12 protein-coding genes are annotated in these 12,587 nt (G+C 70.0%); 6 read left to right on the forward strand and 6 right to left on the reverse strand.

Going from position 1 to position 12,587, the window contains the following annotated elements; translation table 11 throughout:
* Position 1: 1 nt before the first annotated feature.
* On the reverse strand, positions 2-1,915 hold the full coding sequence (typA, locus tag AC3B6C_RS24130; protein WP_010841418.1) for a translational GTPase TypA: 1,914 nt from the start codon (positions 1,913-1,915) through the stop codon (positions 2-4).
* A 210-nt stretch (positions 1,916-2,125) separates the two neighbouring features.
* Between typA and AC3B6C_RS24135 the strand changes: the two genes are divergently transcribed.
* Positions 2,126-2,302, forward strand: a complete 177-nt coding sequence (locus AC3B6C_RS24135; protein ID WP_010841419.1) for a hypothetical protein — start codon at positions 2,126-2,128, stop codon at positions 2,300-2,302.
* Between the two features lie 8 nt (positions 2,303-2,310).
* Here the strand turns inward: AC3B6C_RS24135 and AC3B6C_RS24140 are convergent, their stop codons facing one another.
* Genes AC3B6C_RS24140 through AC3B6C_RS24155 form a run of 4 tightly spaced genes read right to left on the reverse strand, consistent with a single transcriptional unit; the run spans position 2,311 to position 6,994 of the window.
* Complete coding sequence (locus tag AC3B6C_RS24140) at positions 2,311-3,204, reverse strand: EamA family transporter (protein WP_014927582.1); 894 nt, start codon at positions 3,202-3,204, stop codon at positions 2,311-2,313.
* A gap of 22 nt (positions 3,205-3,226) precedes the next feature.
* The gene (locus AC3B6C_RS24145) at positions 3,227-4,264 is read right to left on the reverse strand and encodes an ABC transporter ATP-binding protein (RefSeq protein WP_488374391.1); all 1,038 of its coding nucleotides are present in this window, start codon (positions 4,262-4,264) and stop codon (positions 3,227-3,229) included.
* Positions 4,261-5,886 carry an ABC transporter permease gene (locus tag AC3B6C_RS24150; protein WP_488374393.1) on the reverse strand — a complete coding sequence of 542 codons (1,626 nt, stop codon included), beginning with the start codon at positions 5,884-5,886 and terminating at the stop codon, positions 4,261-4,263. The genes AC3B6C_RS24145 and AC3B6C_RS24150 overlap by 4 nt, the downstream gene beginning before the upstream one ends.
* A 37-nt stretch (positions 5,887-5,923) precedes the next feature.
* The gene (locus AC3B6C_RS24155) at positions 5,924-6,994 is read right to left on the reverse strand and encodes a thiamine ABC transporter substrate-binding protein (protein ID WP_010841423.1); all 1,071 of its coding nucleotides are present in this window, start codon (positions 6,992-6,994) and stop codon (positions 5,924-5,926) included.
* Positions 6,995-7,294: 300 nt separating this feature from the next.
* Between AC3B6C_RS24155 and AC3B6C_RS24160 the strand changes: the two genes are divergently transcribed.
* The 5 genes from AC3B6C_RS24160 to AC3B6C_RS24180 all read left to right on the forward strand — a co-directional run bounded on the left by AC3B6C_RS24160 (position 7,295) and on the right by AC3B6C_RS24180 (position 12,041).
* Positions 7,295-8,125 carry an Rv1157c family protein gene (locus AC3B6C_RS24160; protein WP_035717022.1) on the forward strand — a complete coding sequence of 277 codons (831 nt, stop codon included), beginning with the start codon at positions 7,295-7,297 and terminating at the stop codon, positions 8,123-8,125.
* A 131-nt stretch (positions 8,126-8,256) separates the two neighbouring features.
* Entirely contained in the window at positions 8,257-8,916 is a 660-nt protein-coding gene (locus tag AC3B6C_RS24165; RefSeq protein ID WP_010841425.1) for a GAP family protein, read from the forward strand.
* 213 nt (positions 8,917-9,129) lie between these two features.
* Positions 9,130-10,032, forward strand: a complete 903-nt coding sequence (locus tag AC3B6C_RS24170) for a hypothetical protein (protein WP_010841426.1) — start codon at positions 9,130-9,132, stop codon at positions 10,030-10,032.
* 51 nt (positions 10,033-10,083) lie between these two features.
* Positions 10,084-11,382, forward strand: a complete 1,299-nt coding sequence (locus AC3B6C_RS24175; RefSeq protein WP_488374394.1) for an alpha/beta hydrolase family protein — start codon at positions 10,084-10,086, stop codon at positions 11,380-11,382.
* Positions 11,379-12,041 carry a lysoplasmalogenase gene (locus AC3B6C_RS24180; RefSeq protein ID WP_488374395.1) on the forward strand — a complete coding sequence of 221 codons (663 nt, stop codon included), beginning with the start codon at positions 11,379-11,381 and terminating at the stop codon, positions 12,039-12,041. Before AC3B6C_RS24175 ends, AC3B6C_RS24180 begins: the two co-directional genes overlap by 4 nt.
* Position 12,042: 1 nt before the next feature.
* Here AC3B6C_RS24180 and AC3B6C_RS24185 read toward each other — a convergent pair whose 3' ends face one another.
* Positions 12,043-12,582, reverse strand: coding sequence for a hypothetical protein (locus AC3B6C_RS24185; RefSeq protein WP_488374397.1), 540 nt, complete (start codon positions 12,580-12,582; stop codon positions 12,043-12,045).
* Between the last annotated feature and the right edge of the window lie 5 nt (positions 12,583-12,587).

The raw sequence follows: 12,587 nt of genomic DNA on the forward strand, positions 1-12,587 counted from the left end.
GTCAGGATCCGACGGCGGCGTCTCGGGACTTGGCCCGCGAACGCTCACGTGCCCGCGTGTTCGAGTCGAGGTGCACCTTACGCACCCGCACGACCTCCGGGGTCACCTCGACACACTCGTCGGCGGCACAGAACTCCATCGCCGCCTCGAGGTCGAGTTGCATCGGCTTGGCGAGGGTCTCCATCACGTCGGCCGAGGACTGCCGCATGTTGGTCAGCTTCTTCTCGCGGGTGACGTTGATGTCGAGGTCTTCCTGACGCGGGTTGATACCCACGACGTGACCCTCGTAGCTGTCGTCGCCCGGGTTGACGAAGAACGTGCCGCGATCGGCCAGCTGGATCATCGCGAACGGGGTCACCGTGCCGGCGCGGTCGCTGACGAGCGAGCCGGTGTGGCGGGCGCGGATCTCGCCGGCCCAGGCGTCGTATCCGTCGAAGACGGCGTTGGCGATACCGGTGCCGCGCGTCTCGGTGAGGAAGTCGGTGCGGAAACCGATCAGGCCACGCGAGGGCACGATGAACTCCATCCGGACCCACCCGGTGCCGTGGTTGTTCATCTGCTCCATGCGGCCCTTGCGGGCGGCCAGCAGCTGGGTCACCGCACCGAGGTACTCCTCGGGGACGTCGACGGTCAGGTGTTCGAAGGGCTCCTGAACCTTGCCGTCGACCTTGCGCGTGACCACCTGGGGCTTGCCGACGGTCAGCTCGAAACCCTCGCGGCGCATCTGCTCGACGAGGATCGCCAGCGCGAGCTCACCACGTCCCTGCACCTCCCAGGCGTCCGGGCGGCCGATGTCGAGTACGCGCAGCGAGACATTGCCGACCAGCTCGGCGTCCAGGCGCGACTTGACCATGCGGGCGGTCAGCTTGTGACCCGAGACGCGGCCGGCCAGCGGCGACGAGTTGGTTCCGATCGTCACCGAGATCGCGGGCTCGTCCACGGTGATCCGCGGGAGCGGCTGCGGGTTGTCGACGTCGGCCAGCGTGTCGCCGATCATGATCTCCGGCATACCGGCGACGGCGACGATGTCGCCGGCCGATGCCGACTCGGCCGGTGCCCGCTCGACGCCGACGGTGGCGAGGAGTTCGGTGATCTTGGCGCGTTCGACGACGGCCTCGCCGTCGACCTCGCGGCACCAGGCCACCTGCTGACCCTTGCGCAGGGTGCCGTTGTGGATGCGGACGAGCGCCAGACGACCCAGGAACGCCGAGGCGTCGAGGTTGGTCACGTGCGCCTGCAGCGGAGCCTCCGGGTCACCCTTGGGCGCCGGGACGTGCTCGAGCAGGACGTTGAAGAAGTCGTCGAGGTTCTCCCCCGACGGGACCTCGCCGTTGGCGGGCTGGACGGTGCTGCACTTGCCCGCGCGGCCCGAAGCGTAGAGCACCGGGAGTTCGAGGACCAGCTCGGCGGCCTTGGCGGCCTCGTCGCTGAGGTCCGAGGCCAGATCGAGCAGCAGGTCCTGCGTCTCGTCGACGACCTCCTGGATGCGGGCGTCGGGACGGTCGGTCTTGTTGACGACGACGATCACCGGCAGCTCGGCGGCCAGCGCCTTGCGGAGCACGAAGCGCGTCTGCGGCAGCGGGCCCTCGGAGGCGTCGACGAGGAGCACCACACCGTCGACCATCGACAGACCGCGCTCGACCTCACCACCGAAGTCGGCGTGGCCGGGGGTGTCGATGACGTTGATGACGACCTCGGTGCCGTCCGGCTGGCGCCGGTGGACCGCGGTGTTCTTGGCGAGGATGGTGATGCCCTTTTCACGTTCGAGGTCACCGGAGTCCATCACCCGGTCGACGACCTCGGCGCGCTCGCCGAAGACGCCGGACTGGCGCAGCATGGCATCGACGAGTGTGGTCTTTCCGTGGTCGACGTGCGCGACGATCGCGACGTTGCGGAAGGTGGGGGCAGCGCTCACTGGCTCTCTTTCGTGTGGGTGGGGACCTGCGGCGGCGGCCGGCGCTCGGCTCGACTGCGGAACGTCGGCGACGCTCGCATCCGAACGGCTCTGACCGGCGCGGGGAGCAGATCACCTAGGGATTCAATGTGACAGAGTATCGGCTCGGACGGTGAGACCGCGATCACAGCACCCGGAAGCGGTCTAGTTAGGGTCTGCTAACCTCGCCGTATGGGCAAGGTCGACCCGACCAAAGTGGGCTCTCTGAAGCCCAAGAAGAAGTGCTGCCGGAGTTCCACGCGCTGCGTCCGCTGTCCGGTGGTCATCCACCGGATGCGCAAGCTCGACACCTCCGACATGTCGAAAAAAGAACTCCACAAGGCGCTGAAGAAGGCGCGCGCGGCCTGAGCCCGACCTCACCCCGGCGGGATGTCCCCCTCGCGTTCGGCGAGCCGGTCGTCGTCGACCGATCGGACCGCGACGGCCACCGCGACGAACGCGATCCCGACCGCCTCGAGCGGCCGCGGGACCTGTCCCAGCGCGAGCAGGCCGATCACCGACGCGGTCACCGGTAGCAGCGCGAGCAGAATGGCGAACCTCGCCTGGCCGACCCGCCGCAGCACCACCTGGTCCAGGGCGTACGGCACCGCGGTCGACGCGATGCCCAGCAGGAGGCCCTGGGCCAGCACGACCGGCAGCGCGGCACCCTCGCGCACCGCGTCGGCCACCCACCACGCGAGCGGCGCGGTGAGCAACGCGGCCACCGCGAAACCCGTCGCCAGATCCTCGACGCCGGCGCCTCGCGCCGCCACGCGCTTGCCCAGGACGATGTACCCCGCCCAGCAGGCGGCCGCGGTGAGCGCCAGGACGACGCCGATCGCCGTTCCCGACCACCGGACATCGGCGATCAGGACCACGCCGACCGCCGCCAGGACGAGGGCGGCGACATCGCGACGCGTCGCCGAGCCCAACGCGGCCACCACGATCGGCCCCAGGAACTCCAGGGCGACGGTCGTTCCCAGCGGCAGATGCGCGAGCGCCTCGTAGAACGCGATGTTCATCCCCGCGGTGATCAGCCCGAAACAGGCCGCGAGGCGCAGTCGCCCCCAGCGCCACGCGGTCCGGGGCGGCCGCACCCACAGCAGCAACACCAGGGCCGCCCCGGCGATCCGCAACCAGGCGACCGCGGCCGGGGCGATGACATCGAACAGGCCCACGGCGACAGCCGCCCCGAGGTACATCGACGTCGCACCGACGATCATCAGACCCGGCGGGACGAGCAGGTCGCGTCGCGTCACCGGCACGGCCACGTCCGTCCCACCGCGCGCGTCGTCACGGCCCGATCACCGCGACCCGCTCGGGGACCAGACGCATCCGCACCCGGTCACCGATGGCCACCGAAGTGTTCGTCACGGCGTCGATCTCGCCGATCGGGGTGTCGATGCGCACCCGCGGACCGGCCGGGAGTTCGGCGACGAGCACGACGGTCGCCGCCGCGTCCTCGGCCTCTCCGGACGACAGCGGGCCGATCGACACCGACTCGGGCCTCAGACCGAGCCTGCGGGAGCCATCGGGAAGGTCCAGCGGCATCCCACCGAGCACGGTGTCGGCCACGCCCGACCGGACCTGGGCGTCGATGACGGTGGTGGCGCCGAGGAATCGCGCGGTCCACTCGTCGACCGGGCGTCGCCACAGCGCCGCCGGGGCGTCGGTCTGGATCATCACCCCGTCCCGCATCACCGCGATCTCGTCGGCCATGGTCGCGGCTTCGGTATGGTCGTGCGTGACCACCATCGTCGGGACGCCTGCCGCCCGGACGATCTCTGAGATCTCCACGGCCAGTTCATCTCTCATACGACGATCGAGGGCCGCGAGCGGCTCGTCGAGCAACAGCAGACGCGGACGGGGGGCCAGCGCGCGCGCAAGTGCGACCCGCTGCGCCTGACCGCCCGACAGGGTGTCGACGAGACGTGTGTCGTAGCCGGCGAGGCCGACGACGTCGAGCATCTCGCCGACTCGTTCGGCGATGGCGCGGCGCGACCAGCGCCGCATCCGGAGTCCGTAACCGATGTTCGACGCGACGCTGCGTCCGCCGAACAACTGCCCGTCCTGGAAGACGACGCCGAAGTCCCGGCGATGGACCTCGACACCGGCGAGGTCGACACCGCCGAACCGCACGGTTCCCCGGACCGGGGACTCGAGCCCGGCGATCGCCCGGATCAGCGTGGACTTTCCGCACCCCGACGGGCCGAGGACCGCGGTCACGAGCGAACCCTCTCCCCCGAGGCGCCAGGACAGGCCGTCGATGACGATGTCACCCCCATAGGCGACGGTGAGGTCACTGACTTCCAATGAGTTCCCCGAGGTCACAGCAGTGGAACCTCCGAGCGCGGACGGAACGCCTCGACCACGACGACGGCGAGCACCGTCGCGACGACCAGGACCACCGAGGCGGCCATGGCGGTCGCGAGGTTGTCGGCGCCCGGCCGGTTCAGGGCGGACCCGATCAGCACGGGCAGGGTGGTCGTGTCGGCGCGTGCGAGAAAGCTGGTGGCGCCGAACTCGCCCAGGGCCATGACGAAGGCGAAACCGCCGGCTGCTCCGATCGACCTGCCGACGATCGGCAGGTCGACCGTGGCGAACACCCGAATCGGTCTGGCCCCCAACGTCGCCGCCGCATTCCGGAGCCGGGCGGGAACCGATTCGAGGGCGGGCATCATGATGCGGATGACCACCGGTATGGCGATGAGCGCCTGGACGAGCGGGATGACCGCGGGTGACGCGGCGATCTCGTACGGTAGCGATGCCAGCACGATCAGGTATCCGAATCCCAGCGTGACAGCACTGATCCCGAGTGGTACGAGCGAGATGGCCGACCCGATCGCCCCGACCACCCCGTGTGCCCGGTGCAACGCGACGGCGGCGAGGGTCCCGACCGCCAGCGCGATCGCGGTCGCCGCGGTTGCGGTCACCAGTGAGTAGCGCAGACTCTCCAGCGGTGTCACGCCATTGACCGGTTCGGCCAGTGCGCGATAACCGGCGAGCGTCCAGTCACCGTGCGCGACCGGCCGGACCGACCGCACCACCAGCACCAGGACGGGCCCGACGAGGAGCAGCGCCGTCCACACCCCGACCGCCCAGACGGCCGGCCGCGTCCACCGGCCGCCGGCGACCCTGCGGTCGCGTTCGGTCCGTCGCCCGGCGCCACCCGATCCTCGGCCCGCCGGGTCGGCGAACACCCGCGTCAGCAGCAGCGCGGCGAGGACCACGACGATCTGCAGCATCGACAGCGCGACCGCCTCGGGGATCCGGAAGTACCCGATGGCCTGGGTGTAGATCTCGGTCTCCAGGGTGCGCAGCTCACCGGCGCCGAGGATGATCACGACACCGAAACTGGTGGAGCAGAAGAGAAAGATGAGCGCTGCGGCCGAGGCGATCGCGGGCACGAGTCGCGGCACGACCACGGTCAGCGTCGCGCGTATCCGGCTCGCGCCGAGCGACCGTCCCGCCTCCAGCAGCCGTGGGTCGAGGTTGCGCCAGGCTGCACCGACGACGCGCACGACGACGGCGACGTTGATGAAGACATGCGCCGCGAGCACCGCCGGCAGTCCGGACTCGATGTGCAGGAATGCCAACGGGCCGGACAGCAGCGAGCGGAACGCCACGCCGACGACGACCGTCGGCAGCACGAACGGCACCGTGACCACGACGGCGAGGACGACCGCGGTGGTCCCGCGGACCCGGGCGAACAACCACGCGATGGGTGCCGCGGCGGCGAGTGCCAGGACGGTCGAGGCCGCCGCCTGCCCCAGGGTGACGCCGAGAAGTCCCAGCGCGTCGGTGCGTTCGAGCAGTTCGCCCAGGCCGGTCCCCGAGTCGCGGGCGATCGACACGGCCCGCCGGACGAGCGCGACGACCGGCCACGCGAACAGCACCACGATGAACACAGCCGGGATCACCCACAGCGCCACCGGTCCGGCAGCCCGGGTCACTCGGGTCACCGCCGTCGCGGCTCGGGTCACCGAGGCATCACCGGCCGACCGCGGCACGCCACTGATCGAGCCACATCTCGCGGTTCTCCGCGATCGTGGCGGGCGGCAGCGACGACATCCAGGCGGGCACCTCCGCGCGCGCCGGCCACCCTTCCGGGAGCGGCGTGTCGCGCTGCACCGGGTAGACGTACATCGACGACGGAAGTTCTTTCTGCACAGTGGGACTGAGCATGAAGTCGACGAGTTTACGTGCGCCGGTGGAGTTCCGGGTGCCCTTCAGGACGCCGATGTACTCGACCTGGGGGAAGCAGCTGTCCAGCAGCGCGCTCGTCCCAGGCGTGGCCGCCGGCGACGAGGCATAGGACAGCACGATGGGTTTGTCGCCGCGGCCCTCGCCGGCGGTGAAGAGCTGGTTGTAGGCGACCTCCCACCCCGAGACGACGGTCGCACCGCCACCGACGACCTGTTTCCAGTAGTCCTGCCAGCCGTTTCCGAGCGCACCGACCGTGGTGAGCAGGAACGCCGTACCCGGTGACGATGTCGCGGGGTCGGTCACCACGGTGAGCGCGGCGAACTCCGGCCGGGTCAGGTCGCGAAAACTCGCGGGCGGGGTCAGCGACCTGGATTCGAACCACCCGTCGTCGACGTTGAGGCACACGTCGCCCCGGTCGACAGCCGTCAGCTGCCCCTCCGCGCCGGGCACCGCATAGTCCGCGGCACCGTCGGCCGCGGCGGGCGACTCGTAGGACTCCAGGGCGCCGGCGTCGATCGGCCGTGAGGCGAAGGTGTTGTCGATGCCGAAGACCGCGTCCCCTTTGGGTGCGCCCGGTGTCAGTGACACCGTCGACGCCAATTGCCCCGCATCGCCGGATTTCACGATCTTCAGGGTCAGACCGGTCTCCTGGCGGAACGCGTCGAGCACCGACTCGGGAAGCTCGAAGGAGTCGTGGGTGAGCAGCGTGACCTCGGCACCCGACGACGAGTCGTCGGCGCATGCACTCGCGGTCGTCGCCACCAGTGCGATCGCGGCCGCGGCGACGACCGCGCGCGTCAGTCGCGATCTCCCGCGTCGACGACCCGGCAAGCCGTCGGTGCGCAGCTCGTTCACATCAGACTCCTGTTCGACCCGTCCGTGTTCCCCGAATTCTCTTCATCCAACCAGGTTGCCGACAGGGCGCTCGATTCGACCGACTGAACATCACTTCAGTAACAATTGCATCAATAACCACATAAACCTCACCCGTAACGCCGTCACGGCCTGGACATTGGAACCCGCAGGGGGCTTAGAATGACCCGCGACGACTCGGGTGAGAGGATGGACTGTCGCGACCCGACACCCGGGCGGATGACACGACCACGAGGCGCAGCACGGCTCTCCCGCCGGCGCCACGACCGTTAGGACACACCAGTGCGTTTCTCCCGGCCACCGAGGTTGCGGCCCGGCAATGCCCCGCATCGAATCCGGACTCGTCGCCTCCTCGTCGCCGTGTCGGCGCTGGCGGCGGCCACCTCGCTCGCCCTGCCGGTTGCCGCACAGGCCGCACCCGCCCCGAAGGTCGATCAGCGCGTTCTGGACTCGCTCGGCGCGTTCGCACCCGCGATCATCGGTTCGGTGGCGACACCCGGACCCGACGGCAAGGTCTCGGCCGATCTGCTCCGTCAGGCCCAGTCGTTCGCCGACACTCCCGGGATGCCCGGCGAGGTCAGCAAGATCTGGCGCTCGATCGCCGACTTCCTGGGCGAACCCGGCCGCAAGCAGGCCGCGCGTGAACTCGCCGCCGAGCGCAAGCCCGGCGACCCGGAGATCCCGCAGGGCCCGAACGCCCCGAAGATCCAGGAATTCCTCTACCCGACCTTCGGCCTCGGCTGCATCCCGGGTGGCGGTTCGCTCGGGCGCGCCCTGGTCACCGCGGGACCGCAGGAGGCCCCGGCTCCCGGACCCAAGCGCGGCGAGAGCGGCTACGTCTACACCTCGCTCGGCACCGGCCCGGCCATCGACAACAAGGCCGCACCCCTCACGGTGAGCTGGTTCAACGTCGACACCGGCCGCACGGGCATGACGACGCTGAAGCGCAATCCCAAGATCAACGTCCAGGAGGGTCCCGGCACCTTCACCGGTATCTCGCGGACCGGCAAGGGCCGTGTCATCTCGGCGATCCACGGCAACGTGACCACCAAGACGAAGGGCAAGGTCGTCTCCTGCACGATCGTCCCGGTCATCGGACTCGCGATCATCTGACTCTCCCCCTCTCACAGACGAAGGCACCCCGGCACATCGCCGGGGTGCCTTCGTCGTGACACCGATGTTCGGACAGTCACCACCCCCATGGCGTACAACTAGGTGTCGCCACCAGTCGTGAGGAGTTCTCGATGGGACCCGTGCTCGGTGAGCTGTTACCCCTTGCGGTCGGTGTCGCGGTGTCGCCGATCCCGATCATCGCGGCGATCCTCATGCTTCTGGGCCGCCACGCGCGCACGACGAGTATCGGGTTCGCGGTCGGATGGCTCGTCGGCATCGTCGTCGCGGTGGTCGTGTTCGTGGCGCTCGGCAATGCCGTCGACATCGGCGGTTCGTCGTCGGGCACCGGCTGGGTCAAGATCGCGCTCGGCGGTGTGTTGCTCGTCGTCGGCCTGCGCCAGTGGCGTTCGCGAGACGCGGAGTCCGCGACGCCGAAATGGATGTCGGCGATCGACGAGATGCGGCCGCTGACCGCGCTGGGAATAGCGTTCGCGCTGGCGGCGATCAATCCGAAGAACCTCGTACTCTGCGCGGCGGCGGGGGTCACGATCGCCTCCGGCGCGCTGTCGGCGTCCGGCGACGTCGTCGCCGTCGCGGTGTTCGCGCTTCTGGCCTCGACCTCGGTCGTGGTGCCCGTCGTCGGTTTCCAGGTCGCGGCGGCACGCCTGCGCGGCCCCCTCGACCGCCTGAAGTCGTGGCTGCAGGCGAACAATGCGACCGTGATGGCGGTGCTGATCCTGGTGATCGGAATCGTGTTGATCGGCAAGGGAATCGGCGCGGCGAGCGGATAGGCACACCGAGGACACGGCTCGCCCGGCCACAGGCGAAGACGCAGGTCGCCGCGGGTTCGGTCTCTCGCTGATCGCGCCCGTGTCACAGGTCGGACTCGCGACTTGCCGCGGCCGCCGCCCGCGTGGTCTCGTGTAACTCGAGTCCCATCTGTCACACCCGCCACACGTGGCGGGTGCTCGGTTGTCATCACCGGGGTTGCCATAAGGAGAGCCATGTCCCTCACGTCTCGGTTCACGCGCACCGACGCCGACCGTCGCGTCACCCGCAACCGCGCAATGCGACGCTGCGGTGCCGGACTCATGGGTGTGGCGATGGCGGCGGCCACACTCACCGCCACGTCGGCACCCGCGGCCGCCGAGCCACTCATCCCGGCGAACATGCTGGGTGCGCTGTCGATCCCGTTCGACGCCGAGCTGGCGGGCGCGATCCGTCTGCTGAAGGCTGCAGGCGTCGACCAGATCGCCGTTCAGGCCGCGCAGACGATCATGGGCAGCGCCGGGCAGCTGTCGGTCGAGGACATCGCCGGTCGTGCGGGAGCCCTCCCGCTGCCGGCCGCCGCCGAGGGTGCACCCGCGTCGGCCGCCACTCCCGCCGCCGCGCCGACCGATCCCATCGCCCTGCTCCGCACGCTGGGGATCCAGACACTCACCCCGTCGGTGTCGCCGTTCTGCACCGCACCGACCGCCGACAACCCGCTCGGTCTCGTCACCGCCGGCGCGGGAGCCGTGGCGGGTCCGTGGCCGATGAAGACCGATCCGCTGACCCAGCTCAAGCCGCTGCTGGACATGATCCCCGGCGTCAAGCTGCCCGAGAAGCTGAACCTCGTCGACAAGGGAGAGACCGCCTACGCGTTCGTGCCCGCCTCACCCACGGCCGGCAGCGGCGGCACCATGCAGGTCGCCTGGTTCAACACCAGCACCCTGCAGGGCGGATTCGCCGATCTCGACCCGATCACCGATCAGACCGCGCTGACCGCACTGCCCCTGCTGTCCGGGGTTCGCCTGGCACCGGTGAAGACCGGCAGCGGCACCATCCTGTCCGCGGTCTTCGGCAACGCGAGCAACGGCACCCAGAACTGCTGGTTCCTACCGGCCGTCGGCGTCGTCAACGCCTGAGCCGCAACGCCTTCGGTACTCGCCTCCTCTCACAGAACGAACTGACGACACATGAACCCCCACGGCAACGCTTCGAAACCCCGGAGTGCCCATCTCGCCCGTGCCCTCGCGGCCGCTGCGGCCCTGACGATCGTCGTGGCCCCGGCCGCGCTCGGCCTGACGGCGACCGCCGCCGCCGAACCGACCCCGGGGACATCGACACCGGACTCATCGACACCGGGCACATCCGCCCCGGCCTCGGAACCGTCGACCGCGGACGGGGCCGCCCCCGCCGACGACAACGCGGGCACCGTCGACACCCGGGGTCCGGGACAGGCCCCGGGCGCGGTCTACGCCAATCGTGAACTCTCCCGGGCCCGTACGGTCAGCGGCGCCGCCTCGGGCAACGACTTCACCTACTGGAGCACCGGCGCCGACGGCAAGGCCCATCTCTCCTCCGGCGTGCTGATGGTGCCCACCGGGCGCGCCCCGGCCGGCGGCTGGCCGATCGTCGCCTGGGCGCACGGTTCGCGCGGCATCGCCGACAGATGCGCGCCGTCGACACGGCCCACCGCCGAGGACACCGAGGAGCTCAAGCGCTGGCTCGGACGTGGATATGCCGTCGTCAGTACCGATTACGCCGGTGTCGGAACGCCCGGCACCCCGCAGTACTACGACCTCGAGGCCACCGCTCGCAACATCGTCGACGCCGTGCGCGCCTCGCGTGACATCGCCGACAACCTGTCGCGCTCGTGGGCGGTCGTCGGCGAGGGACAGGGAGCGGCGGCCGCCATCACGCTCGCCCGGTTGGCCCCGACGATCCAGGGCGGCAAACTCGACTTCAAGGGTGCCGCGGCCAGTTCGATCCCGGCCCAATTCGGTTCGCTGGTGGCCAATCTCGGCCCGTCGTCGGCCGCGATGCCGTCCGGGCTGGCCGCCGACGCGCTGTACACGCTGAGCGCGATCCGCAACGCGCAGTCCGACATCGACCTGGACGCCTACCTGACCGACGCCGGGAAGAAGTGGATGACCAGGGCCGCCGCCTCGTGCGCGACCGAATTCGTCCGCGAGGTCGACGGTCTGGCGATCGGCTCGCTGTTCACCAAACCCCTGTCGGGGAACACCGAACTCACCGCGTTGCTCACCAAGGCGACCGAATTGCCCACCCGTGACTTCGAGCGTCCCGTCCTGATGACCCAGACACTGCAGGACACCTCCGTCGTCGTGCCGCTCACCCTCAAGTACCTCAACGACGCCCGGGCCGGTGACACCAAGGTGTCGGCACGCACGTACCTGACGCTCGACGGCGCGCACTCGAAGCGTCTCTCCGACACCGACATCCGTGGGTTCGTCGCCCGAATCCTGCGGTGAATCGAGCATTCCGGATCGCCTATGCGGCCGCCGCCGCGGCAGCGACGATCACCGGGTCCGCCGGTGGCCGGCGCCGCGCCGAGATCACCAAGCCGCTGCCGATCGTGCTGCTCGCGGCACGGGTGGCCGCAGGTGCTCGACGTCGCCCGGTGGCCGACACCGTCGCACTGGCGGCCGTACTCGGGTTCTCGGCCGTCGGCGACCGACTGATGCTGCGGGAGGAGTTCGAACACGACGACCCGGTGGCGAAGGATCGATACCTCCGCAGAGGCGCAACCTCTTTCGCGGGTGCGCAACTGAGCTACACGGCCGCGATGTGGCGCGCCGGCGCACGACCGTCGGTCCGTACCGTCGCACCGCGGGTGAGCATCCTCGCCGAATCGGCGACGGTGCTGGCCCGCCACCGTCCGGCACTCCTGCCGGTGCTGAGTACGTACGGCAACACGCTCGCGACGATGTCGGCGCTGGCGTCGGACGTATCCGCACCGCAACCGCGGATGCGCGCCGGCGGATGGATGTTCCTGCTCTCCGATCTCGCGATCATCAACCGACGGCACCTGGTCGGCGATCCGCGACTCAGGGTGGCCGGCGAGGCCTGGGTGCTCGCGAGTTATTTCACCGCGCAGTACCTCTTGGTCGGCGGACTCGCCGACCGGTAGGTCACGCGACCGCGCGACCCGAACACGTCGAGTACTTCGGGTTGGTCATCGGGAAGAACGCGAGCGCGCCGATCTTCTGCCGGATCGTGAAGGCCACGGGGCCGCTTCCCGGGTGGATGTCGACCTGCCACTTGACCGTGTACCCCCGGCCGGGGACCGTCGTGACGCCGGTCCGTCCGGTGCGGAGATTCCGCCACGACACCGACACCTCGTAGGTGTATTCGAGTGCGACGCGCTGCGCGCGGTCGGTGCCGATGAGCGCGATGACCGGGCCGGGCAGGCCGTCCGCCGGGTGCTGGATCTGGTTGAACACGTCGACCCGGACCTTGACCGTGCCCGCGGGCCACGGGTTGACGCTGTCGCACCGCAGCGTGGTGACGTAGTTCGCCCCGTGGTCGGCTGGTGCCGCCGCGGCGACACCGGTGCCGAACAGCGTCACCGCCAGCCCCATCACGGTTCCGACCACCATCGCGACCGTCCCCCAACCGATGCGCCGGACCCTGCTGTTCCCGACGCCGACCGTGTTCTCCCCGCTGATCATGGAGG

It is taken from the genome of Gordonia sp. 11cp, from assembly GCF_057767225.1.

Bases quoted from the DNA above. Each gene is read 5' to 3' on its own strand.
- AC3B6C_RS24175 (WP_488374394.1), top strand. From the start codon at position 10,084: ATGAACCCCCACGGCAACGCTTCGAAACCCCGGAGTGCCCATCTCGCC.
- AC3B6C_RS24170 (WP_010841426.1), top strand. From the start codon at position 9,130: ATGTCCCTCACGTCTCGGTTCACGCGCACCGACGCCGACCGTCGCGTC.
- AC3B6C_RS24165 (WP_010841425.1), top strand. From the start codon at position 8,257: ATGGGACCCGTGCTCGGTGAGCTGTTACCCCTTGCGGTCGGTGTCGCG.
- AC3B6C_RS24135 (WP_010841419.1), top strand. From the start codon at position 2,126: ATGGGCAAGGTCGACCCGACCAAAGTGGGCTCTCTGAAGCCCAAGAAG.
- AC3B6C_RS24185 (WP_488374397.1), bottom strand. From the start codon at position 12,582: ATGATCAGCGGGGAGAACACGGTCGGCGTCGGGAACAGCAGGGTCCGG.